This window comes from Bradyrhizobium sp. 192 (assembly GCF_023100965.1).
Lineage (GTDB): Bacteria > Pseudomonadota > Alphaproteobacteria > Rhizobiales > Xanthobacteraceae > Bradyrhizobium > Bradyrhizobium symbiodeficiens.
The window spans coordinates 172,032-194,928 of sequence record NZ_CP064690.1 but is presented as its reverse complement, the minus strand read 5'-3'; the positions used below and the strand labels follow the sequence as shown (position 1 = coordinate 194,928).

The following is a 22,897-nucleotide window of genomic DNA, read 5'->3' as shown; positions in this document are numbered from 1 at the left end:
TCTCTCCCGTTGGCTCGAAGTTTCGCCGGCTCGTCCGGCCCTTTGATCTTGAAGAAGATACCACCCAAGCAACGATCCCGTTCGAACGGAGACTCTTCAATGGACCTCACGCGACGCAATCTCACACTAGGCGGCATCAGCCTGCTGATGGGCGCCTCCGCAAGCACCATCAGCCGAGCCGAACTCGGTTCTTTCCTCGGCATCGGGGAGGGCGTTGAGGATTTTTTGCTTGCCACCGATGCTTACATCTTCGGCTATCCGCTTGTGACCATGGAGATGACGCGCAGAGTGATCACCAATGTGGCGTCTCCGGTCGGAACCCGCGGGCCGATGGGTCAGATAATCAAGCTGCGGCAATATCCGGACGCATCCTTTCGTGACGTGACCGCGCCGAACGCCGACACCCTTTACACGACATCGTTTTTCGATGTCAGCAAAGAGCCGTGGGTGCTCAGCATCCCTGACATGAAGGGCCGCTACGCGCTATTTCCGATGCTGGACGGCTGGACCACCGTCTTCGAGGTCCCGGGCAAGCGCACAACTGGCACTGGTGCCCAGATCTATGCGATCACCGGCCCTGGCTGGAAGGGCACGCTGCCCGAGGGAGTTAAGCAGTACAAGTCGCCCACGGCAATCGTATGGCTACTTGGGCGCATTTACTGCACCGGCACAACGGAGGACTACGCCGAAGTTCACAAGCTGCAGGATGAATTCAAGCTGGTGCCGCTGAGCTCGTACGGCAAGCCTTACATCCCACCTCCAGGAACTGTCGACTCATCGGTGGACATGAAGACGGCGGTGCGCGAGCAAGTCAACCGGATGGATGCGGTCGAGTACTTCACGCTTCTTTGCAAGCTGATGAAGGATAATCCTCCGTCGGCGGCAGATGCACCGCAGTTGGCAAAATTCGGCAAGCTCGGCATCGTCCCCGGACGAGATTTCGACTCGAGCAAGCTCAAGGCGGATTTCGTCAAGCGCATACCCGAGGTTGCCTTTGATCGAATCATGCTGCAGTTCAAGGTAAATAAGGACGTGACTGACGAGAACGGCTGGGCCTTTACGACCAAGACCGGCATCTACGGCACTGACTATCTGATGCGCGCGCTCGTCACCGCAATAGGGCTGGGGGCTAACCGGCCGCAAGATGCAGTCTATCCGACGTCACAGAAGGACGGGGAAGGCCGCAAATATAACGGCGCCAACAAGTACGTGATGCATTATCCCAAGGGACAACTGCCACCGGCTGAGGGATTCTGGTCGCTCACGATGTACGACTCCAGCTATTTCTTCGTCAACAATCCGCTCAACCGATATTCAATCAGCGCGCGAGAGAAACTGAAGTCTAACCCGGACGGCTCCACTGATCTCTACATCCAGAATGAGTCGCCCGGCAAAGACAAGGAATCGAACTGGTTGCCGGCACCTCCCGGAGATTTCATTTTGATGATGCGCCTGTATTGGCCCCGCGAGAACAGTCCATCAATCCTCAAAGGATCTTGGAAGGTACCGCCCGTGAAAAAGGTATCTTGATCAGGTGTCGCGCGATGTATCGAGCGCTGGCGTAGCAGATGTTGGCCGCGCCAGCGGTCGTTCAGGGGCAGTCGGGAGAGCTGAAATGCTTAGACTACTCGCTATGACGGTAGTGCTATGCGGAGCAGGGATCTTGCCTGCTCGCTCACAGGTCGATCTCAGTACCTATGCCGACGGTAACGGATTCTTGGATGTTCAGAAACTGACGTGCGCTCAACTCGCGGGGACTTGGCAGGGCGATGCAGACCGGTTGGCAGCCTGGTATAGCGGCTGGTACAACGGACTCGCCCACAAGCACTATATGGATATCGTCAAAGCCAAAGAGGCCGAGCACGAACTAATTGTCTATTGCAAGGCGAACCGCGAACGACTGATCATCGAGGCGATCGCGGTCGTGTTCAAGGACATGCGCACGAAGCTGGGAATCGACTTGAAGCCCTGAGATCTGGCGGTTTGCCAGTGCAATTAGTCTGGGAGATCTTGTCATAGGGAATACTGTAAACTGCAATGATGTGTCGCCATGCGCACTATAGCGGTAGTCGATGATAACCCGAGCATGCTGCAAGGTTTAAATCGCCTTTTGTCAGCCTATGGATTCCGAGTTCTGACGTTTGCATCGGCGGAGTCGTTTTTGGAGGCCGATGCCGAGTGTGAAGCTGATTGTTTGCTCCTGGACGTTCACCTTCGCGGAATCTCAGGCATCGAACTGCAACGACAATTGATTTCGTCGGGCCGAGATGTTCCGGTCATCATCATGACAGCGATCGATAGTGAAGCCATTCGGCAAGAAGCGTTTGACGCAGGCTGCACTGACTTTTTGAAGAAGCCGTTTCTATCGAAGCTGCTCATCGATGCGCTGGATAGGATTACCCACGAAGGCAGCCCAGTTCCTTAAAGATTTCGGCGAATTGTACTGGCAGTTGATGGTCATGAATGCTTCGTGCGGGCTGCCTAAATTGCGTTGAATTGGGTTACGGGTCACAGTTTGATGTCCAGCGCATTGGCTGCCTTTTCGCATGATAGCTCGAATCATCTTCAGTTCGATCGTTCTGCTCTTGGCGATGTCGGATTCCGCTTTATCCCAGCCAAAGCGGGTGCTGATTGTTCACTCTGTAGGTCGCGATTTTTCGCCGTGGGATGATTACGGTAGAATGATACGCGAAGAGTTGAGAATTCAGTCGAAAGATCCCGTTGACATCTTTGAGGTGTCCCTGTCGACGGCCCGCTTCCCTGACGGGAATGAGGATGCCTTTGTCAGCTACTTGAACGCGGTATTTTCGGAGCGCAAGCTCGACCTGATCATGACGATAGGCGGTCCTGCAGCACGATTTTTTCAGCAGAACCGGGAACAGATTTTTCCCTCAGTCCCAACATTGTACGCTGCCCTCGCGCAGCAGATGTCTGCTGTTGCGCCAGCGAACGATGCAATGGTTTCGGTTGATGTCGATGTGCTAAGCACTCTCCACCAAATTTTGAATCTGGTTCCGGAGACGACCAAGGTCTTCGTCGTGATGGGAAATTCTCCCATCGAGAAGCTATGGTTGGAGGAAATGCGCAAGCTGTTCCAGCCGTTTGCAAGCCGGGTCGAAATCACTTATTCGAATGCACTGTCGTTGGAGCAGATCCTTAGGCAAGTCGCTACCTTGGCACCCCACACTTTCATCGTCTACGGGCAGATGTTGGTGGATGCGGCCGGCGTCGTACACGAGGGCAAGCAAGCCATAGATCGGATTCACGCGGTTGCCAATGCTCCGATCTTTTCAGAACAAGACGCGTTCTTCGGCCGAGGGATCGTCGGTGGCCGGATGACGAACATATCCGCTGTAAGCCGCCAGACCGCCGCAGTTGCCGTCCGCATTCTGGGCGGCGAGTCGCCGGACAGCATCAAAACGCCTCCAATCCCCGCTGCTCATCCCAGATTCGACTGGAGGGAGCTGAACCGCTGGAACATCAGCGAAAGCCAATTGCCGCGGGGCAGCGAAGTGTTCTTTCGCGTTCCCAGCCTCTGGGAGCAGTATCGGCCGCAGCTGACGGCCATCATGGCCGCCCTCTTGCTGCAAGCTGGCATCATTGCATTGCTGCTCGTCGAGCGACGACGACGGCTTGTCGCCCAGGGGGAGGCGACCAGTAGGCGGCACGAGGTTGTTCGCTTGAACAGGATCACGACCGCCAGCGTTCTCTCGTCTTCCATTGCTCACGAACTCTATCAGCCGCTTGGTGCGATCTTGAGCAACACCGAGGCCGCGCAGATGTTGATCAAGGCTCATCCATTAGATGTCGCTCAGCTTGAAGAAATCCTTTCCGACATCGTCCGTGATGAGCAACGTGCGAGCGAAATCATCAACGGATTGCGGAACTTGCTCAACAACAGAACAGGAGCTGATCTGCAGCCTCTCGACTTGAACGCCACCGTTCGCGACGTCGTCAGGATCGTATCTCCTGAAATCACAAGGCGGGGAGTTGTTTTACGCACCATTCTGGCAACGGAGCGATTATGGGTGCGCTGCGATCCAATTCATTTGCAGCAGGTCATGATCAACCTGGTGATGAACGGCATTGACGCTATGGAAGAGGCTGCCAACCCGCATGAATTGACGATCCGAACGAAACTGGCTGATACTGGCAAGGTCGAAACTAGGATCTCCGATTCTGGGCCTGGTATCTCCAAAGAGCAGCTAACCAAGATCTTCGATGCGTTTGTTACAACGAAACCACATGGGACTGGGCTGGGGCTTCCAATCGCCAGAACAATCGTTGAAAGCTATGGGGGCGAGCTCTGGGCTGAGAACCGAACGCGCGGCGCGGTGTTTTCCTTTAGGTTGCCGTCAGTCAAGATTAAAGTGAGCTGAACGCCGATCCGGCCGGCCAATTCTCATTCATATTCACGATTGTCCGGCTTGGCCCAGCCAGATCTAACTCACCTGCCCAATTAATAATTGGCCTTAGTGCTGGAAGACGTCCTTGACACTGTGGCTGCTCACGAAGGCGACAGAAGCGTCCGTAATTTTTCATTCAATTGGTCTATGGAGAAGGGCTTACCAATCGCGGGAGCACCGTTGAACTCCTCGTCGAGGGGCGGTGCGCCGTAGCCCGTGCTGAACAGGAAGGGAATCCCCCGCTCGCGTAGGACGCGAGCCACAGGGAAAACCAGCTCTCCAGCCAAGTTGACATCCAGCAGGGCTAGATCGAAGGAGCCGGTCGTCGCCAACTCGCATGCGGTCTTGAGATGAGCCGCAGAGGCAACAACTCTGAGGCCCAATTCGTCCAGCATGTCCTCGATCATAAGGGCGACCAAGCCCTCATCCTCGACGAGGAGAACCCTGGCGGCCAATAACTCAGACATTGGCGGACGTGACCCTAATGGGAAAGTCCATGCGGCAGCGCGTACCTTCCGACTCGAACACCAAGTCGAACTCGCCGGCGAGATCATGTTCGACGCATCGCTCCATCAGCCGCGTGCCGAACCCGCGCCGCTTGGGTGGCGCAACCCCGGGACCTCCGCGTTCGCACCATTCGCATACTAACGTGAGTTGGGTCCGTTCGCCTTCGACGACCCTCCAGACGAACGACACGGTTCCACCCGGTACCGACAGGGAGCCGTATTTTGCTGCGTTGGTCAAAAGCTCGTTGAGCACCATGGTGACGCTTAGCGCCGTGCGCGCGTCTAGATGGACGTTCGGTCCGCCAGTGACAACCCGTCCGCCGGAGACCGGCGTGACGATATCGTGGACCAATTGCTCAAAGGGGGCATCTTGCCAATTTCGTCTCGTCAGAAGGTCATGCCCACGCGCCAGGGCCAACAGCCGTCCTGTAAATGTCGGCAGAAACTCCTGCAGATCGACAGCATGGCGGGCGGTCTGACTCGCAAGGGACTGCACAGTGGCAAGCGTATTTTTAACACGGTGGTTCAACTCGTCGATGAGCACCTTCTGGGCATTCTCTGCCTGCTTACGCTCACTGATATCGACGAGCATGTTGATGGCGCCGACCAAGTTTCCCTCCGCATCGCGCAGCGGCGTCGGATAAGGGATGAAAGGCACGCGTTTGCCATCCGGACGCTCGGCAATGGCCTCCGCCCCGCGAACCGGGCGGTTTTCACGCAGCGCAACCGCCATTGGACATTCATTGTGTGGCAGAGGCGAACCGTCGGGCCAATAAAGCTTCCAGGTTACGCACCATTCATCGCCAGGCTGGGGGGTTCTGCCCGCCATTTCGACCGCGGCGCGATTGAAGAAATTGATACGGCCCTCGGCATCAGTGGTGTAGATCGCCGCGGGCAGAGCCTCAAGGAGCTCGCGCATGCGCTGCTCGCCTTCACGCAGCCGATCCTCCAGCTGCTTTGTGGATGTGACGTCCTGGGCAACACGCACCCCATAGAGAAAACGACCACTCGGGTCGCGCACCGACGAACTCGAGATATCGAGGTGGCGTACCGAACCGTCGGGGCGAAGGACACGCTTGCGGATCGTGTAATTATCGACCTCGCCGCGCACCTGAGCTGCATAGAGCTCGGCGTCCTTTGGCCGGTCATCCGGATCGGTGTAGTCATAGAAGGTCATTGCGAGCAGTTCGTCGCGTGACCGCCCAGTGATCCGACAAAGAGAATCATTCACCCGCAAGAAGCGGCCGCTCTCGTCCGCCTCGGATATCCCGACGATGGCGGCCTCGTACGTTGCCGCGAGTCGAGCATCGCTGGCCTGACGCGCCTCATTGGCGGCCTGCAAATCCGTGACGTCGACGGTGAAGCAACGTGTGTTGACGAACTTGCCGTCCACAAACCGGCTGTTTGACGTAATCAGCACATGCTTCACCGAGCCGTCGCGCGCCCGCAACCGCGCGGGATAACGTTCGAGCGGCTGGCCGCAGGAAAGGCGCTGAAGGATGTCGCCAATCACAGGAGCGTCGGCATGAAGTTCCGCGATGTGGCGGCCAATGTACTCCTCTGGGCTATACCCGAGCAGAGCTAACTCGGCTCTGTTTGCGCGAAGGATGATGCCTTCACCACTGACGATATGAAGACCGACCGCGCTGTTCTCGAAGAAGTCCTCCAAGTCCTGCGTTTTCTGTCTGACCTCCTCCTCGATCTGCTTTCGTTCAGTGATGTCTTGAAAGCAGTTGATGGCGCCCTGGATGATCCCGGAATGGTCGCGCAACGCTCGGATGTTGACCAGGGCCGTAAAGCGAGAGCCGTCCGGCCGCGCCATGATGACTTCGGCGTTGCGCGTGGGCGTTCCAGTCCGAACCGCCATGGCCATAGGACATTCGCTATGGGCCAGCGGACTTCCGTCGAGAAGAAAGAGCTGGTGCGAGCCGCAGAAGCGTTCCTTTCTGGCAGGGTTGGGGGTCCTGCCCCACAATTGAACCGCCTCTGTGTTGTAGGCGACCAGCAATCCAGCTGCATCGCATAGGTAAACCGCCCCCGGAATGGCATCCAGTGCGGCTTGGCCGGCTGCCACCAGCGCCTCGAACTCCGTCGGCTGGCGACGGGCGGAGAGCGGAAACTCCTCGACATTGGACATGAATGGTCTCTCGGGGCGAGATGAGGCGGCCGCTGGGGCCATTCTGCTTGGAAGGGTTTGACGGACACCCCCGTTGGGCCGACCAACAAACCAGAACGCCTGAGATAATGAATGGTTCCATTCTACCCCACAGGCTTTGCATCGGAAGGCGCGGTTGCTCGCCTGAGGCAGATTCGCGCTCCTGCCCTTGGCTTCCCATCTGGCCAAGCCGCTAGTTCCCCGCTAGGAACCCAAGTCGAACGTGGCGCGTTGTGGGGGCGGGTTGGGGGCGACCCCGCGGAGGTTTTGGCATGCGGCGCCGGATCAAACAGACTATCTCTTTTAGTCAGCGGCTCGCGGATGAGGCTGCCAAATTCCGTAAAGCCGCTGAAGAGTTGCCCCCCGGGACTGCGCGCGAGCTGCTGATGAAGAGGGTGAGACAGGCTGAAGCCGCATTGCAAATCAATGACTGGCTGGCTGCGCCGGGTGCACGGCCACCCTCTGCACTTGAGCAATTCACAGCGAAAACGACGCGTGAAATGCCATGAAGCTGCTGACGGAGTATCTCGAGCGTGCGGTGCAGCTTGAAAGACTTGTAGCCAGTGAATGCGACTCCGCCTTTAGATCGCAATTGCTCGAGCAGGCGGCCGCATATCGAAAGCTTGCCGCAAAGCGAGCTAGGGAATACGGCCTCCCTGCTCCTAGCCCGGCTGACAGCGTTCACGATCAGTCTTCCCAAGCGAGCCGAGGCCAGGTCAGCACTGATAAGATGCGATCTGACGCCCCTCACGCGGATCGACAATCGCCATCTCATTGACGCGCCGTCCCCCCAATTGCGGTAGTTGTCGAGCCGATGAAGCGGTGAGCTTATACGGAATAGGCCAGCGCCCACGCGCGGACGGCGGTTCAGGTAGACATTCCCCCAGCGTGTGGTAGCAAGGCACCTAAAGTAGCCGCAGCGATCGGGGACCCCATGACAAGTCTGTCGCGGAACAACGTCGTGGTTGGCGGCAACGGAAGCCGTCCGATGATCTTCGCCCATGGATTTGGTTGCGATCAGAACATGTGGCGCTTCGTAGCTCCCGCTTTCGAAGACGAGTTTAAAACCATCGTATTCGATCATGTCGGCGCCGGCCGATCCGACCTTTCTGCCTACGATCGCTCCAAGTATTCAAGTCTCCGCGGATATGCGACCGACATCGTCGAAATCTGCAATGATCTTGCCATCCGGCGGGCCGTGTTCGTGGGGCATTCCGTCAGCAGCATGATCGGAGTCCTTGCCGCGGCGGAAGCCCCCGAGCTGTTTGAGGCGCTGGTCCTCGTTGGACCTTCGCCACGCTATGTAAACGATGAGGACTATGTTGGCGGCTTCTCGCGGCAGCAGATCGATGAGCTGCTGGAGTTTCTTGAGAGCAATCATATGGGCTGGTCTGCGGCCATGGCCCCGACCATTATGGGCAATCCCGACCGGCCCGAGCTGGCAGAAGAACTGACAAACAGTTTCTGCCGGACGGATCCTGAGATCGCAAAGCACTTCGCGCGAACGACATTCCTTTCCGATAACCGGAGCGACCTAGCGAAAGTGACCCAGCCGACCCTCATTCTGCAGTGTAGCGAGGACGTCATCGCGCCGACTTGCGTGGGGGAGTACGTCCACGCTCAAATTCCTGGCAGCCGGCTTGCGCTCATGGAGGCAACGGGGCACTGCCCGAACCTGAGTGCGCCAACTGAGACTGTTGCCGCGATCCGGTCCTTTGTCCACTAATCACGCCGCACCTCCGGATTTCGCCGACCTGTTCGAGCACGCCCCGTGCGGCTATCTCGCGACCGATCCGCAAGGCAGGATTAGTATCGCGAACGCCACCTTCTGCTTGTGGACTGGATTTACCAAGGCGGATCTGGCCGGCAAGCGCTTCCAGGAACTACTGACGCTGCCGGGCCGCATCTATTTTGAAACTCACTTTGCACCTTTGTTAAGGATGCAAGGGACATTCAATGAAGTTGCGCTCGACTTGGTCAATTCGGCGGGCGAGCGAATGCCTGTCCTGGTGAATGCGATTGAGCGCAAAAACTCTGACGGTCAGGTGGAGTTTATTCGGATCTCTGTGTTTAATTCAACTGACCGAAGACGGTATGAGTCCGAGCTTCTGAAGGCGAAGCGTATAGCGGAAGAAGCCAGCGAAGCTTTGCAGCAATTGAACGCGACGCTGGAAGCACGCGTGGCTGCGGAAGTCGAGCAGCGCATGAAAGCAGAAGCCGCGTTGCGCCAAAGCCAAAAGATGGAAGCGATCGGCCAACTGACTGGCGGCGTGGCTCATGATTTCAATAACCTCCTCACGGTCATCATCGGCAGCATCGAATCCATGGGCCGAGTATTGCAGGGGTTACCAGCCTCACCGGAAACCGCCCGCTTAAACCGGCTAAGAGACATGGCAGCTCACGGGGCACGGCGCGCAGCCACCCTGACGGCACGTCTGTTGGCCTTTTCACGCCGGCAAGCGCTGGACCCTAAGTCTGTCGATCCTAACCTGCTGATCAAGGGTATCGCCGAACTGCTGCAGCGAACGATTGGCGAGAACATCGCTTTCGAGGTCGTGACTGGAGCAGGGACATGGCTCGCGATGGCGGACCCGGCAGAGCTCGAAAATGCGATTGTGAATCTTGCGGTGAACGCAAGGGATGCAATGCCCAGTGGAGGCAAGCTTACCATCGAGACTGGCAATGCCCATCTGGATGAAGCCTATGTCGAAGCATTGGACGAGCCGGTAGAGCCCGGGCAATACGTTATGATCGCGGTCTCGGATACAGGGCATGGCATAGACAAAGACACTTTGGCCAAGGTGTTCGAGCCATTTTTCACCACCAAGGAAGTGGGCAAGGGCACAGGGCTTGGCTTAAGTCAGGTGTACGGATTCCTGCGACAGAGCCGCGGCCACGTTCGCATATACAGCGAGGTCGGTCATGGCACGACTGTAAAGCTCTACCTGCCCCGTGCAGATGCCGACCTCGCCACTTTCCAACCCGAAGAGCGCGATGCGACTGGCTACTACAGGGGGTCGGAGTGCATCCTCGTGGTCGAGGATGATGAAGCTCTTCGCTCTTTTAGCTGCAGCGCACTTCAGGAGCTCGGCTACGCTGTGCTGGAGGCAAGTGAAGCCCGCTCAGCGCTCGAACAGCTCAAAACGAACTCTCACGTTGAACTCATCTTTACAGACGTCGTGCTGCCGGGCGGGGTCAATGGTCGTGAACTCGTCGAACAAGCGCGTAAACTGCAACCCGGTCTCAAGGCACTGTTCACGACGGGCTACACGAGAAACGCGATTGTGCACAATGGCACGCTCGACCGTGGGATCGACTTGCTCGGGAAACCCTTCAGCGTTGAGGCACTGGCGAAAAAGGTTCGCCAAGTACTGGAAACTTAAAGGCCCAAGCCTCGTGTAAGTTCAGGCGGAATTTGGGAAAAACAGCTAAGGCGGCTCAATGTAGCTTTGGGGCTAGTTTTCTGATCAACTCGCGGAGGTCGGCGACGTAGTCCTCGATGATGTGCCGCGCCTCGTCGGAGCGGGACGACTTGGCTTCCTTATTCTCATTCGGTCTATTGGAATCGGGCATGGCCGAATGCACTGCTCTTAGTTTGACACGACGGGCATCGATACCCTTTAGCGAACGCATGTGGACTCCTATAGCGTTCAATCGGATCACTAAGGCCTTCAGGCACCTGGAACCGAGGCGGGTCTACTGTCGGGTATGGTGCTTCAATCGAGCCACGCGCCGTTGTCGCTGCCAGATTTCCAGGTCATGCCCATCCAGCAACTTGGCCACCTCCTGTTTGGCCTCTTCGTCACCAGCGCACTGTAGCTCATGCACGCCGGTTATGTGCCCTTCGTCGTCCAGGATGTATGCCCGATAGTCCACGGCGATCGTTCCCCGAAGAATAAACTTTACCCCATGGAACACGAAAAATTCAAGATCTCGGGTGAGGCGGACTATTGCGGGGGTTATACGAAGTTGGTTCAAAGGCCGACCATGAGAGGCCGTTGGAGAGCAAAGCCGCCTCGACGTGGACCCTCCGCCGTAGGCGGGTCGTAGGCTCGGCTAAACGAGCTCAGCAACTCATCACCGAAATTCTGCGCTGCACCCAGAAGCGGACGCGAGCTCCGCCGGCCTGCTGCCGTCCCGCGGCCCGCGACCCGAACTTCGAAGGAACTTTTGACTCAGCTGCTCATTAACGCGCCACTGACGGGCTCGCTGAGGAGAGTTTGATGATTGATACTGTCGTGGTTGCTCCCACCCCGGGAGGAACGTCTTCGTCCACGCTTACGGGATTATCGTGGCCGTCCATCGTGGCGGGTGCGGTCGTTGCCTTCGCGCTGACGTTAGTGTTGCTGGCTTTCGGGACTGGCCTTGGCCTTACCATGGTCTCGCCGTGGTCGGGATCAGGCGTTTCAGCAACGACGTTCAAGATTACAACCGGCCTCTATCTCATCGTCATCGCTATGCTTTCTTCGTCGGTTGGCGGCTACATCGCCGGACGGCTGCGTTCGAGCTGGACCGATGTCGAGCGTGACGAGGTCTATTTCCGCGATACGGCCCACGGCTTCATCGCCTGGGCTTTGGCAACTATTCTCGGCGCCACCGCTCTTGCCATACCGGCAACGAGTCTATTAGGAGGAAGCGCCGTCGGCGCATCTCAGGGGGCCGTGAACGCCGCGCAGATCAGCGGGCCCATGGATGGCTATGTTGATACGCTTCTACGACCTGACCCGGCTGGGGCAGGGGGTGCAACGGGTGCAACCTCGGCAGCAATGACCAGCGCAGCAGATTCTCGCAGTGAGATGGTGCGCCTCTTCACGCGAAGTTTTCGCGACGGCAGCGACCTGAAGGGCTCCGACCGTGAATATGCAGCGAAGGTCGTCGCGTCCCGCACAGGGATGAGCCAGGCGGATGCGGACAAGCGGGTCAATGACGTCGTGACCCAAGTGAAAGCCGATATGGATGCGGCTCGAAAGGCGACTGCCTCTCTTGCCTTTTGGTTGACGGCAGCAATGCTCCTTGGAGCTTTCTGCGCCAGCCTTGCAGCAACCGAGGGCGGCGGTCTTCGTGATGGTACCTGGCATCTGCGACGTCGATAGGAGGAAATATCATGCCCATTTTGCTTTGGCTAATCGGAATTCCGATCCCACTGATTATCCTGATTATGCTGCTCCGGTAAGAGCAGCACCGAGATTTGTTTTACGTGGTCAGGGCGGATGTACCCCTGATTGCGCCGGAGGCTCCCGTTTCTGCCGGGAGCCTCTTTCTTTGCTAATCCGACCAAATCTGTATTCGTTGTTGCTCACTTGGACATTCTGCGGGTAGGCAAAGAGCTGCGCAGTGGGTTGGATCAGAGGGGCTCTCGATAGCCACCTTCTGTTGGTTCCGCAACCTGACTAGCGGGGACAAGGCGGATTCAACCGTTCGTCGCAACAGTCTGTGTATCGCTCACTTGGAGCAGTTCGTCGAGGGTTTCTGCCGGTGTTTTCCAGCCGAGGGTTTTCCGGGGCCTGGTGTTAAGTGCAAGAGCCACGGCCTCGAGATCGTCGGCATCATGCATGCTGAGATCCGTCCCCTTTGGAAAGTACTGGCGCAACAACCCATTCGTGTTCTCGTTGGTGCCGCGCTGCCACGGGCTATGGGGGTCGCAGAAGTAGACCTGCACGCCTGCATCAATCTTCAGACGCGCGTGCTGAGCCAGCTCAGCTCCTTGATCCCAAGTTAGAGACCGCCGCAGTTGCTCGGGCATGGTGAAGATTGCGCGGGTGATGGCGTCGCGCACGGCCTCAGCGCCATGTCCGGCGAGTGCAGGTCCGTTCTTCACGCGAGCTTCCTGTTTCTGACCGGTCATGCGCGGCAGATGCAGCAGAATGGTAAAACGGGTCGTGCGCTCCACCAAGGTGCCGATCGCGGAACTACCAAGCCCCATGATGAGGTCACCTTCCCAGTGACCCGGCACAGCTCGATCGGCGGCTTCCGCCGGACGTTGACTGATCATGATCTCGGAAGGAATGAAGCTTCTGCCTTTGCAGGCGCGCGCCCTCGGCATCCGCAAGACCCGCCCGGTGCGCAAGCAGGCCGTCAGTTCGCGGCGCAAAGCTCCTCGACCCTGCACATAAAGTGCCTGATAAATTGCTTCGTGACTGATGCGCATCGTCTCATCCTCGGGAAAGTCGAGCCGAAGACGCCGAGAAATCTGTTCCGGGCTCCATGCCCTCGCCCAGCGTCGGTTTTGCCGATGCACGGCCCGGCGTCCCTTCCACACGACCTTCGGACCAACGAGGGGCAACCCGTCTGGCTTGGCGATCATACCGGCAAGCCTGTCCTGCACATAATCCCGCAGGGTCGGGTTGATTGCCAACTTCGCCAACTTGGGCCGTCGGGCGGACCGATCAGCGTGCCATTGGGCCGTGGTCGCTCGGTACTCTGGAGCGCCGCGGCGGCGCGCCACATTGCGCCGGAGCTCACGAGAGATCGTGCATGGAGGCCGACCGAGCTGACGAGCGATGGCTCGCACCCCATGCCCCTGCGCACGCAAGATGGCAATCTCCTCACGTTCGGCAAACGACAGATAGCGCGCCGACGGAGGTTTGGACGATCGCGACAAATGTGTTGGCGGCATACCGCCCGCCCTCCGGAACCAGCGTACTCCGACCGACGGCGACACCCCGGCCTCAACTGCAGCATCCCCGCTCGATCGTCCCAAGGCAATCGCAGCCCAGAACGGTCTGTAATCCTCTCGAAGCGCCTCTCGAGCACGACCTGCCCGCACACCCTTCTCCATCGCAACCTCCTTGTTAGACTGTTGCGACGAACGGTTGAATCCGCCCAATGTGCAACGGTTGATCGTGCGGCGCGTTGCTTGTGCGTGCAAGCATCTGACAAAACCACACCCAAGTCTGACCAACTCCGGAATCTCGCGATTCTAGTGAGCGACGCCGAGGCCGCGGCCGAACTAAACCGTCTCGCAGAGGATCTGGAAACCCAAATACCTAAAGCAGAGAAGCCGGATCCTGGAGGGTAATCGGTACGTCGGAGCCGCCTGATCCATCGTTGATCTGCATCGCGGCGGCTTTTTGCCGCCAACGACATGGTCGGTCGGCGAATCGCGCTAGCCATCCGAAGGGTGTCTGAGTTCAACAGAACTATTGATTTGAGCTGGGCCTCTAGTTGTCGATTATGTCTCGGACCTTTGCTCCCAGCTCGGCAAAGCCAAATGGCTTGGTGATGAGGTGGACACCCTTGTCTAGGCGCCCTTGGTGCATCAGCTCATTTCGCGCGTATCCAACCAAGACCTTGAGCGACGGCCGAGCAGCCCGAGCTTGCGCTGCGACCTGAGCCCCGGTCAGTTCCGCACTGGCAGTGATCGTGCTGCTGGAAGTCTGCAGTGAATTTTTGAGGCCTTCTCGCGTCTGGCGGGGCTCCTATCATTTCTACCGGGAGGAGCTGGACGCCCGCATCAAGGCGCGTCGTCAGATTAAGGCAGATTTGCGTGTCGGGCTGGCGAAAGAGCAGTTCGAACTCTGCTACCAGCCTATTGTTGACCTTAAAAGCGGGGAGGTGAAACGCTGCGAGGCGCTGCTGCGGTGGCATCATCCGGTGCGTGGCATGGTGCCTCCCGCAGAATTCATTCCTGTTGCCGAGGAATGCGGCCTCATCAGCCAACTAGGCCACTGGGCACTGCGTAACGCCCGCGTTGCCGCGGCCCGTGGCCTCAAAGCATCGCCGTTGCCGTTAACTTGTCATCCGCCCAGATCAAGTCCGAGACGCTAGTCCTGCAGGTTACCGCGGCGCTGGCAGCATCTGAGCTGCTGCCGGTTTGATGGACACCGAGATTGGGTGTTTCATGAAGCCGGAGGTGGTCATGCAGAGACGGAAGTTCAGTCGAGAGTTCAAGGTCGAGGCGGTCAAGCTTGTCAGGGAACGAGGGGTGTCGGTGGCGCAAGCCGGCCGCGACCTGGGGGTTCATGAGAACGTGCTGCGCAAATGGGTGAAGGAGTTCGGCTCCGATCCCGTTCAGGCCTTCCCCGGCCACGGGCAAATGAAGCCTGAGCAATTGGAGATCGAGCGGCTGCGGCGCGAGGTCACCAAGCTGAAGGCGAAGCGGGACATCCTAAAAAAGGCCGCTGCCTACTTCGCGAAGGAAGCGACATGAAGTTCGGCTTCATCGCGAAGCACCGGACCATCTGGCCGGTGGCATGGCTATGCGAAGCAATGGGCGTATCGCGGTCGGGCTTCCATGCCTGGCTGAACCGATCGCCCAGCGCCAGATCCCGAAGCGACGAGACGGTAGGCCAGAGGGTCAAGGCGAGCTTCGTTGCCAGCGACCGGACCTATGGCGCACGGCGCGTCTGGAGAGACCTTCTGGCAGACGGCGTCGACTGCGGCCTGCATCGAATCGAGCGGCTGATGCGCCTGCAGGCCTTGCGGGCGAGACCAAGGCGCCGGCGCCTGCCGAAGGACGAAGGCGACCGGCAGATAGCGAACGTGCCGGCGAACCTTCTGGATCGTCAGTTTGTGGCTGAGCGGCCGAACCAGAAGTGGATCGCCGACTTCACCTACATCTGGACCGCCGAGGGCTGGCTCTACGTGTCGGCCGTGATCGACCTGTTCTCGCGCCGTGTGGTCGGCTGGTCGATGAGCTCTAGTATGACAGCGCAATTGGTTGCCGATGCCCTGTTGATGGCAGTCTGGCGCCGCGGCAACCCGGATGCTTTGATGCATCATTCCGATCGCGGCAGCCAATACGTCAGCGAACAGTTCCAGCGCCTGATGGCCGACAGCGGGATCGTTTGCAGCATGAGCCGATCCGGCAATGTGTGGGACAACGCGGCGATGGAGAGCTTCTTCTCGTCGTTGAAGACCGAGCGCACCGAGCGCAAGACCTATCGCACCAGGAACGAGGCAAGAGCAGATGTGTTCGACTACATCGAGCGGTTCTATAACGCCGTCCGGCGTCATTCGACCATCGGCTATCTCAGCCCCGTTGAGTTCGAGCGTAAGGTGGGATTAGCTTAACCTGGTGTCCATCAAACCGGCAGCAGCTCATTCGTTCGCTTCGCCGGTCAGCTAAGTGATCCTACCTACGCGGTTCTATCCGCCACACTAAGTGATTGCAATTAAAACCGTTTTAGTTGGCTGGGGCGGCTCAACATGGAGAATGTTCGAGCCCGGTTGCTCTCCCTCCGCCATAGGCCTCATCCCACCAATTTCCACTTCCCATCCCCCGTCCGCTTCAGCGTGGGGTCGCTCACACGCACATGCTCGGCGAGGAAATCGATGAACGCGCGCACGCGCGCGGGCAGGGGCGCGCTATGGCCGACATAGACCGCGTGGATGTCTTCGCGGTCGCCCGGATTGTTGCCTTGCAGCACCGGCACGAGACGGCCGGATTCGATGTCGGGGCCGATGTGGAAGAGGGCGAGGCGGGCAAGGCCCACGCCGCCCAGTGCGAGGCGTCGGGCGACTTCGCCGTCGCTGGCGCGCGCCACGGGCGGCGGCACGGCTTCCTCGGTGTGATCGCCGCGCTTGAATGGCCAGCCGCGGATCGCGCGCGGAAAGGTCCAGCCGATGCCGCGGTGATCGGCGAGATCGGCCGGGGTCTTCGGCGTGCCGCAGCGGGCGAGATAATCCGGCGCGCCGACCACGACCATGCGGCTGGTGCCGAGTTTTCGTGCGATGAGGCGTGACGCGCGCAATGGGCCGACACGGATTGCAACGTCGGCCCGTTCCTGCATCAGGTCGATCAGGGTGTCCGTGAGCATGAGATCGAGCGTGACGTCGGGATGCTCTTTCAGGAAGCGCGGGATCAGCGGCATCACATGCAGCATGCCGAATGGAATGTTGCTGTTCACCGTTAGGCGGCCGCGCGGGGCTGCGCCGGAGGCTGCCTCGCGTTCGGCTTCCTCCATCTCCGCGAGGATCCGAACAGCCCGCTGGTAGAACGCCTGGCCTTCTTCGGTCAGCGTCAGCTTGCGCGTGGTGCGGTTGACGAGCCGCGAGCCGAGCCGAGCTTCGAGCCGCGAGATCAGCTTGCTCACGCCCGACGGCGTCAGGCGCAGTTTTCGCGCGGCCGGGGTGAACCCGCCGAGATCGACGACGCGGAGGAAAACTTCCATCTCGGCGGAGCGGTTGGTGTCGAAACGGGCCATGGTGAATTCACGTCACAAATGATTGGATTGCGGACATCCTATCGGTTTCGCCGCGGCACGGCTATCTGCGTGGCTCGTCTCATCCATTGGAGCCACTCATGCCTCCCGCCGTCCTCGCTCTCACCGCCGGTGCCTTCGGCATCGGCACCACCGAATTCATCATCATGGGGCTCCTGCTCCAGGTCGCCGCCGACATGCACGTCTCGATACCGATCGCGGGCCTGCTGATCTCCGGTTATGCGCTCGGCGTGTTCGTCGGAGCGCCGGTGCTGACGCTCGCCACACGGCGGATGCCGCGCAAAACCGTGCTGCTGGCGCTGATGGCGATTTTCACAGTGGGCAATGCGGCCTGCGCGGCCGCGCCGAACTACGAATTGCTGATGGCGGCGCGGGTGCTGACTTCGTTGGCCCACGGCACCTTCTTCGGTGTCGGATCGGTGGTGGCGACCAGCCTGGTCGCTGAGAACAAGCGCGCCTCCGCGATCGCCACCATGTTCATCGGCCTCACGGTCGCGACGTTGCTGGGCGTGCCCTTCGGGGCCTGGTTCGGGCTGATGCTCGGCTGGCGCGCGGCGTTCTGGGCGGTGACGGTCATCGGCGTGATGGCGTTCGCGGTGGTGGCAGTGTTCGTGCCCGGCCATGTCGGCAGCGGCGACAAGCCGATCTCGCTCGCTGAGGAGATATCGGTGCTGCGACAGCCGCAGGTGCTGCTCGGCCTAGCCATGACCGTGTTCGGCTTTGCCGGCCTGTTCGTCGTCTTCACCTACATCCAGCCGATTCTGACGCGCTTCACCGGATTCTCGGAGGCGGCGGTCTCGCCGATCCTGCTGGTATTCGGCGTCGGACTCGCGATCGGCAACGTCGCTGGCGGCAAGCTCGCCGACCGCGGCCTCGCCGGCGCGCTGATCGGCACGCTTGCCGCGCTCGCTATCGTGCTCCTTGGCCTCGCCGCCGTGCTGTCGATCAAGGTCGGGGCGATCGTGCTGATCCTGCTGCTCGGCATCGCCGCTTTTGCGACCGTCGCTCCACTCCAGCTTCGCGTGCTGGAGGCGGCCGGCCCCAGCGGGCGCACGCTCGCCTCGAGCCTCAACATCGCCGCGTTCAATCTCGGCAACGCGCTCGGCGCCTGGGTTGGCGGCGCCACCATCGATCGCGGGCTCGGCCTCTCGGCGCTGCCGCTGGTTGCAGCCGGTATTACCGCTGTCGGGCTCGTGCTGGCGCTGTGGAGCCTCCGGCTCGACCGCGCGCGGGATGCGATCGCGGCGTGTCCCGCCGAATGAAGCGAAGTCGCAGCGACCATTCCTGAGGATTGTTCGCATTGGCGCTCGCGCCAACGCGCCATGCAGAAACGCACCTGTACATGCCCGATCCGCCTCCGTAACCTCGCGCCGCGTAATTTCAGGAGATACCAGGTGGCGAAGAAGGCGGCGGCCAAGAAGGTTTTGGCCAAGAAGATTTCAGGCAAGAAGGTTTCGGGCAAGACAATTGCTTCCAGGAAGCCGACGACGAAAGCATCGAGCAAGACATCCTCCACCCCGAAGGGCGTTGCTGCGAAGTCTGGGGCGAAGAAGGCTTCTGCCAAGAAGGCCATCCCGCGCAAACCGGCTTCACCGCGCCGTCCCAAGGGACCGGCCTGGCAATGGTCCGCGGTCGAGACCGCGGCTGCGATCCGCTCCGGCGCAATCTCCGCGGTCGAGACCGTCGAAGCACATCTCGACCGGATGCGCGCCGTCAATCCGAAGCTGAACGCGGTCGTCGTCGATCTCTCGGAAGAGGCATTGAAGGCTGCGCATGCCGCGGACAAGCAGCGCGCCAAGGGCGGCGAGCTCGGCCTCCTGCACGGCGTCCCTGTCACCATCAAGGAAAACGTCGATTACGAGGGGCGGCCGAACTTCAACGGCGTGCCCGCCAACAAGGACCTCATCGCGCCGTCGGACGCGCCAGTGGTGCGCAACCTGAAGAAATCAGGTGCGATCGTCATCGGGCTCACCAACACGCCGGAATTCTCCTTTCGCGGCTTTACGGACAATCCCCTGCACGGACTGACGCTCAATCCCTGGGATCCCGACATCACCTGCGGCGGCTCGTCGGGCGGCGCAGGCTCGGCGGTCGCCGCCGGCATCGGCACCATCGCCCATGGCAACGACATCGGCGGTTCGCTGCGCTGGCCGGCGCATTGCAACGGCGTCGCCACCATCAAGCCGACGCAGGGACGCATCCCTGCGTTCAATGCGAGCGCAACGGCCGAACGGCCGATGCTGGCGCATCTGATGTCGGCGCAGGGGCCGCTCGCCCGCCACGTCGCGGACGTTCGCCTTGCACTCGAGGTGATGAGCCGTCGCGATCCGCGCGATCCCTGGTGGGTGCCGGCGCCGCTGGTCGGCGAGAGGCCGAAGGGGCCGATCAAGGTGGCGCTGGCCAAGATCCCCGAGGATATGGAGGTCGACCCATCCGTGCGGGCGGCGCTGCGCCAGGCCGCGGACCATCTCGAACGCTCCGGCTATCGCGTCAGCGAGGTCGAGGTGCCCGACATCAACGGCGTCTGGCAGACCTGGTGCGACATCATCACCAACGAGACCGTGGTGATGCAGGAAGCGGGCATGCTGAAGGTCACCTCGGAGGACTTCCACAAGGCCTGGGGCGGCATGAAGGACAAGGCGAACGTGCTCGACCTCAAGGCCTGGATGCAGGCGACCGCGGCGCGCAGCGGCCACATCCGCGCCTGGCAGCTGTTCTTCGAGGAATATCCGGTGGTGCTGGCGCCGACCACGGTGAAGCCGACGCCGGGGCCGCGCGACGACACCGTCAGCGCCGAGCGCGTGCGCGAGATCTTCTGGGGCGAGATCCGCTTCATCTCTGCGATCAACGTGCTGGGTCTGCCCGGCGCCGTGGTGCCGGTGGCGCTTCACGACGGCAAGCCGATCGGCGTGCAGCTCATTGCCGGGCGCTATCGCGAGGACCTCGCGCTCGATGCGGCGGCCGCGATCGAGAAGCGCGCTGGCGTGCTCAGCCATCGGCTCTGGGAGAGCCTATAGTCCAAGCTCTTCGTTGCCGCATTGGCGGCGCCATCTTTCTCCGCAAGGAGAAGGCATGGCGCCGTCACCGCCATGCGGGTCGAACTTCGTTAATGGGCTTTAACCCGAATCCCGGCCAATTCGCCCACAAGCGTTAGGGTTACTTCCTCGATCTCTAAGCGAATTATTGTCCGCTTTACCACCCGCCTCTAACAGGAGGGCGGCGGACAACGCACATGCCTCATTCTAGGCCAATAAGTGCGGCCCGCACCACGCGGAGGTGGCACGATGCGCAACGAGACGATCGCTATTCACGCCGGCTACGAGCCCGAAGCCACCACGCACGCGGTCGCCGTGCCGATCTACCAGACCGCGGCCTACGCCTTCGACAGCGCCGATCACGGTGCGGCGCTCTTCAATCTCGAGGCCGAAGGCTTTCGCTACAGCCGCATCGCCAATCCGACCAGCGCCGTGCTGGAGAAGCGTATCGCTGAGCTCGAAGGCGGCGTCGGCGCGCTCGCGGTCGCGAGCGGCCAGGCGGCGCTGCATTTCGCCTTCGTCAACGTCGCCGATCACGGCGGCAACATCGTTTCCATGCCGCAGCTCTACGGCACCACGCACACGCTGCTCTCGCACATCCTGCCGCGCCAGGGCATCACCGGCCGCTTCGCCGAGAGCGACAAGCCGGAGGCGGTCGAGAAGCTGATCGACGAGAACACCCGCGCGGTGTTCGCCGAGACCATCGGAAATCCTGCCGGCAATGTCTGCGACATCGAGGCGCTGGCCAAGATCGCGCATGCGCATGGCGTGCCGCTGATCGTCGACAACACCGTCGCAACTCCGATTCTGCTCAAGCCGTTCGACTACGGCGCCGATATCGCCGTGCACTCGCTGACCAAGTTCCTGGGCGGTCACGGCACCACGCTCGGCGGCGCCATCGTCGATTCCGGAAACTTCCCCTGGGCGAAATACGCCGACCGCTTCCCTGCCTACAACAAGCCGGATGCCTCCTATCACGGCCTCGTCTATGCCGATCGCTTCGGCAAGACCGCCTATATCGAGCGGGCGCGCAGCGTCTATCAGCGCACCATGGGCTCGGTGCTGTCGCCGTTCAACGCGTTCCTGCTGCTCCAGGGCATCGAGACCGTCGCGCTGCGCATGGAGCGCCATGTCGAGAACGCCCGCAAGGTCGCCGAATTCCTCCGCAAGGATCCGCGCGTCGCCTGGGTCAATTACACCGGCTTCCCCGACAGCCCCTATTATCCGCTGGTGCAGAAATATCTCGACGGCAACGCCTCTTCGCTGTTCACCTTCGGCATCAAGGGCGGGATGGAGGCGGGCAAGTCCTTCTATGACGCGCTGAAGCTGATCACGCGCCTCGTCAATATCGGCGATGCCAAGTCGCTGGCCTGCCATCCGGCCTCGACCACCCACCGCCAGATGTCGGCAGAGCAACAGCGCGTGGCCGGCGTGCTGCCGGAAACCATCCGGCTCTCGATCGGCATCGAGCACGTCTCCGACATCATCGAGGACATTGACCAGGCGCTGGACAAGGCCTGTCGGTCAGCGCGCCTCGAGGCCGCGGAGTAGGCGGCGGCGCCCATGACGATCCTGATCGACGGGGATCAAGTCATCTCGAGCCCGGCGCTGGTGCCGGCCGAACGCGATCTCGCGCGAGATGGCGGCGGCGAGCTCACGATCGGGCTCGTCAACAATATGCCGGATCCGGCGCTGAAGGCGACCGAGCGGCAGTTCTTGAAGCTGCTTCAGGCTGCGGCCGGTCCGCGCCGCATCCGCCTCCACTGCTTTTCGCTTCCTAGCGTGAAGCGCTCACCGGAAGCGAAGTGGCATGTCGAGAGCGAATATTCCGACCTTTCCGACCTGAAGCGCCAGAAATTCGACGGGCTGATCGTGACGGGCGCCGAGCCGGTTGCGCCCGAGCTCGACCAGGAGCCGTACTGGCGCGACCTCACCGACCTCATCGACTGGGCCAAGGCCAACACGCGCTCGACGATCTGGTCGTGTCTTGCCGCGCATGCGGCGGTGCTGCACCTCGACGGCATCGCACGGCGGCGGCTGCCGGCCAAATGTCATGGCATCTTCGATTGCGACGCCGTGACGAGCGATGCCCTGACGCTCGCCGCGCCGGCGCCGTTGAAAGTGTCGCATTCGCGCCTGAACGAACTCGCGGAGAGGGACTTGGCGCAGGCCGGTTATCAGGTGCTGACACGCTCGGCCCACGCAGGCGTCGACGTTTTCGTTCGCCAGTATGCCAGCCGCTTCGTGTTCTTCCAGGGGCATCCGGAATACGACGCGCTGTCGCTCCAGCGCGAATATCTTCGCGACATCGGCCGCTACCTTGCGCGGGAGCGCGAGACTTATCCGCGACTGCCCGTGAGCTATTTTGACGCAGCGACGGAAGACAAACTGGCTCGCTTCGAGAAGAAGGCGGTTCACCAGCGCCACCCGGCGCTCACCAACGAGCTGCCCGGGTTGAATTTGCGCGCCGATATCGACGCCGGCAGCGCGGCGGCGGTGCTTTTCCGCAATTGGTTGCAATACCTCAGTATGGAGGTCGAAGCGCCGGTCCTTGCGCGTCAGCCCAAGGTGTTGGTTCCGCGTTAGGATTACTCAGGCGTTAAGCTTGCCTCAACCGGCGCGCGAATGTTTC

Annotated in this window: 18 protein-coding genes; 14 read left to right on the top strand and 4 right to left on the bottom strand. The window is 60.5% G+C overall.

The features are described 5' to 3' along the window. Nucleotides 1-99: 99 nt before the first annotated feature. The 4 genes from IVB24_RS00915 to IVB24_RS00900 all read left to right on the top strand — a co-directional run bounded on the left by IVB24_RS00915 (nucleotide 100) and on the right by IVB24_RS00900 (nucleotide 4,379). Nucleotides 100-1,530 carry a DUF1254 domain-containing protein gene (locus tag IVB24_RS00915; protein ID WP_247771769.1) on the top strand — a complete coding sequence of 477 codons (1,431 nt, stop codon included), beginning with the start codon at nucleotides 100-102 and terminating at the stop codon, nucleotides 1,528-1,530. Between the two features lie 85 nt (nucleotides 1,531-1,615). Next, nucleotides 1,616-1,972: an HdeA/HdeB family chaperone gene (locus tag IVB24_RS00910; protein WP_247771768.1), complete on the top strand. Its 357-nt coding sequence runs from the start codon at nucleotides 1,616-1,618 to the stop codon at nucleotides 1,970-1,972. A 78-nt stretch (nucleotides 1,973-2,050) separates the two neighbouring features. Next, entirely contained in the window at nucleotides 2,051-2,425 is a 375-nt protein-coding gene (locus IVB24_RS00905; protein ID WP_247771767.1) for a response regulator, read from the top strand. 121 nt (nucleotides 2,426-2,546) lie between these two features. Further along, complete coding sequence (locus tag IVB24_RS00900) at nucleotides 2,547-4,379, top strand: sensor histidine kinase (RefSeq protein WP_247771766.1); 1,833 nt, start codon at nucleotides 2,547-2,549, stop codon at nucleotides 4,377-4,379. A gap of 128 nt (nucleotides 4,380-4,507) precedes the next feature. On the opposite strand, the gene IVB24_RS00895 is transcribed toward IVB24_RS00900, so the two are convergent. Then, nucleotides 4,508-4,873 (bottom strand): response regulator, encoded by a 366-nt coding sequence (locus IVB24_RS00895; protein ID WP_247771765.1) that lies wholly within the window; start codon nucleotides 4,871-4,873, stop codon nucleotides 4,508-4,510. Further along, entirely contained in the window at nucleotides 4,866-7,049 is a 2,184-nt protein-coding gene (locus tag IVB24_RS00890) for a PAS domain S-box protein (RefSeq protein WP_247771764.1), read from the bottom strand. The genes IVB24_RS00895 and IVB24_RS00890 overlap by 8 nt, the downstream gene beginning before the upstream one ends. A 290-nt stretch (nucleotides 7,050-7,339) precedes the next feature. On the opposite strand from IVB24_RS00890, the gene IVB24_RS00885 reads away from it, so the two are divergent. From IVB24_RS00885 to IVB24_RS00870, 4 genes are all read left to right on the top strand, one after another. Further along, nucleotides 7,340-7,576, top strand: coding sequence for a hypothetical protein (locus IVB24_RS00885; RefSeq protein ID WP_247771763.1), 237 nt, complete (start codon nucleotides 7,340-7,342; stop codon nucleotides 7,574-7,576). A 425-nt stretch (nucleotides 7,577-8,001) separates the two neighbouring features. After that, the gene (locus IVB24_RS00880) at nucleotides 8,002-8,793 is read left to right on the top strand and encodes an alpha/beta hydrolase (RefSeq protein ID WP_247771762.1); all 792 of its coding nucleotides are present in this window, start codon (nucleotides 8,002-8,004) and stop codon (nucleotides 8,791-8,793) included. Continuing rightward, nucleotides 8,783-10,450 (top strand): PAS domain-containing hybrid sensor histidine kinase/response regulator, encoded by a 1,668-nt coding sequence (locus IVB24_RS00875; protein ID WP_247771761.1) that lies wholly within the window; start codon nucleotides 8,783-8,785, stop codon nucleotides 10,448-10,450. Before IVB24_RS00880 ends, IVB24_RS00875 begins: the two co-directional genes overlap by 11 nt. 840 nt (nucleotides 10,451-11,290) lie before the next feature. Further along, nucleotides 11,291-12,160 (top strand): hypothetical protein, encoded by an 870-nt coding sequence (locus IVB24_RS00870; protein ID WP_247771760.1) that lies wholly within the window; start codon nucleotides 11,291-11,293, stop codon nucleotides 12,158-12,160. Between the two features lie 317 nt (nucleotides 12,161-12,477). Here IVB24_RS00870 and IVB24_RS00865 read toward each other — a convergent pair whose 3' ends face one another. Next, nucleotides 12,478-13,845: an IS30 family transposase gene (locus IVB24_RS00865; RefSeq protein WP_247770902.1), complete on the bottom strand. Its 1,368-nt coding sequence runs from the start codon at nucleotides 13,843-13,845 to the stop codon at nucleotides 12,478-12,480. Between the two features lie 578 nt (nucleotides 13,846-14,423). On the opposite strand from IVB24_RS00865, the gene IVB24_RS00860 reads away from it, so the two are divergent. Then, a complete protein-coding gene (locus tag IVB24_RS00860; RefSeq protein WP_247771759.1) occupies nucleotides 14,424-14,834 on the top strand; it encodes an EAL domain-containing protein in 411 nt (136 codons plus the stop codon). Between the two features lie 91 nt (nucleotides 14,835-14,925). Further along, a protein-coding gene (locus IVB24_RS00855; RefSeq protein ID WP_247771758.1) for an IS3 family transposase occupies nucleotides 14,926-16,079 on the top strand; the annotation gives its coding sequence in 2 pieces (ribosomal slippage) (nucleotides 14,926-15,175 and nucleotides 15,175-16,079; 1,155 coding nt in all). 179 nt (nucleotides 16,080-16,258) lie between these two features. Here the strand turns inward: IVB24_RS00855 and IVB24_RS00850 are convergent. Continuing rightward, nucleotides 16,259-17,212 (bottom strand): LysR family transcriptional regulator, encoded by a 954-nt coding sequence (locus IVB24_RS00850; RefSeq protein ID WP_166476780.1) that lies wholly within the window; start codon nucleotides 17,210-17,212, stop codon nucleotides 16,259-16,261. 98 nt (nucleotides 17,213-17,310) lie between these two features. Here IVB24_RS00850 and IVB24_RS00845 point away from each other — a divergent pair, with 98 nt between their 5' ends. The 4 genes from IVB24_RS00845 to IVB24_RS00830 all read left to right on the top strand — a co-directional run bounded on the left by IVB24_RS00845 (nucleotide 17,311) and on the right by IVB24_RS00830 (nucleotide 22,851). Beyond that, the gene (locus IVB24_RS00845; RefSeq protein WP_247771757.1) at nucleotides 17,311-18,492 is read left to right on the top strand and encodes an MFS transporter; all 1,182 of its coding nucleotides are present in this window, start codon (nucleotides 17,311-17,313) and stop codon (nucleotides 18,490-18,492) included. Between the two features lie 162 nt (nucleotides 18,493-18,654). Further along, the gene (locus tag IVB24_RS00840; protein ID WP_247774262.1) at nucleotides 18,655-20,247 is read left to right on the top strand and encodes an amidase family protein; all 1,593 of its coding nucleotides are present in this window, start codon (nucleotides 18,655-18,657) and stop codon (nucleotides 20,245-20,247) included. 267 nt (nucleotides 20,248-20,514) lie between these two features. Beyond that, nucleotides 20,515-21,816 (top strand): O-acetylhomoserine aminocarboxypropyltransferase/cysteine synthase family protein, encoded by a 1,302-nt coding sequence (locus IVB24_RS00835; RefSeq protein ID WP_247771756.1) that lies wholly within the window; start codon nucleotides 20,515-20,517, stop codon nucleotides 21,814-21,816. A 12-nt stretch (nucleotides 21,817-21,828) separates the two neighbouring features. Beyond that, a complete protein-coding gene (locus tag IVB24_RS00830) occupies nucleotides 21,829-22,851 on the top strand; it encodes a homoserine O-succinyltransferase (protein ID WP_094973603.1) in 1,023 nt (340 codons plus the stop codon). Nucleotides 22,852-22,897: the final 46 nt, after the last annotated feature.

Coding starts and splice junctions, on each gene's coding strand:
- IVB24_RS00915 (WP_247771769.1), top strand. CDS start 100: ATGGACCTCACGCGACGCAATCTCACACTAGGCGGCATCAGCCTGCTG.
- IVB24_RS00910 (WP_247771768.1), top strand. CDS start 1,616: ATGCTTAGACTACTCGCTATGACGGTAGTGCTATGCGGAGCAGGGATC.
- IVB24_RS00905 (WP_247771767.1), top strand. CDS start 2,051: ATGCGCACTATAGCGGTAGTCGATGATAACCCGAGCATGCTGCAAGGT.
- IVB24_RS00900 (WP_247771766.1), top strand. CDS start 2,547: ATGATAGCTCGAATCATCTTCAGTTCGATCGTTCTGCTCTTGGCGATG.
- IVB24_RS00895 (WP_247771765.1), bottom strand. CDS start 4,873: ATGTCTGAGTTATTGGCCGCCAGGGTTCTCCTCGTCGAGGATGAGGGC.
- IVB24_RS00890 (WP_247771764.1), bottom strand. CDS start 7,049: ATGTCCAATGTCGAGGAGTTTCCGCTCTCCGCCCGTCGCCAGCCGACG.
- IVB24_RS00885 (WP_247771763.1), top strand. CDS start 7,340: ATGCGGCGCCGGATCAAACAGACTATCTCTTTTAGTCAGCGGCTCGCG.
- IVB24_RS00880 (WP_247771762.1), top strand. CDS start 8,002: ATGACAAGTCTGTCGCGGAACAACGTCGTGGTTGGCGGCAACGGAAGC.
- IVB24_RS00870 (WP_247771760.1), top strand. CDS start 11,291: ATGATTGATACTGTCGTGGTTGCTCCCACCCCGGGAGGAACGTCTTCG.
- IVB24_RS00865 (WP_247770902.1), bottom strand. CDS start 13,845: ATGGAGAAGGGTGTGCGGGCAGGTCGTGCTCGAGAGGCGCTTCGAGAG.
- IVB24_RS00850 (WP_166476780.1), bottom strand. CDS start 17,212: ATGGCCCGTTTCGACACCAACCGCTCCGCCGAGATGGAAGTTTTCCTC.
- IVB24_RS00845 (WP_247771757.1), top strand. CDS start 17,311: ATGCCTCCCGCCGTCCTCGCTCTCACCGCCGGTGCCTTCGGCATCGGC.
- IVB24_RS00835 (WP_247771756.1), top strand. CDS start 20,515: ATGCGCAACGAGACGATCGCTATTCACGCCGGCTACGAGCCCGAAGCC.
- IVB24_RS00830 (WP_094973603.1), top strand. CDS start 21,829: ATGACGATCCTGATCGACGGGGATCAAGTCATCTCGAGCCCGGCGCTG.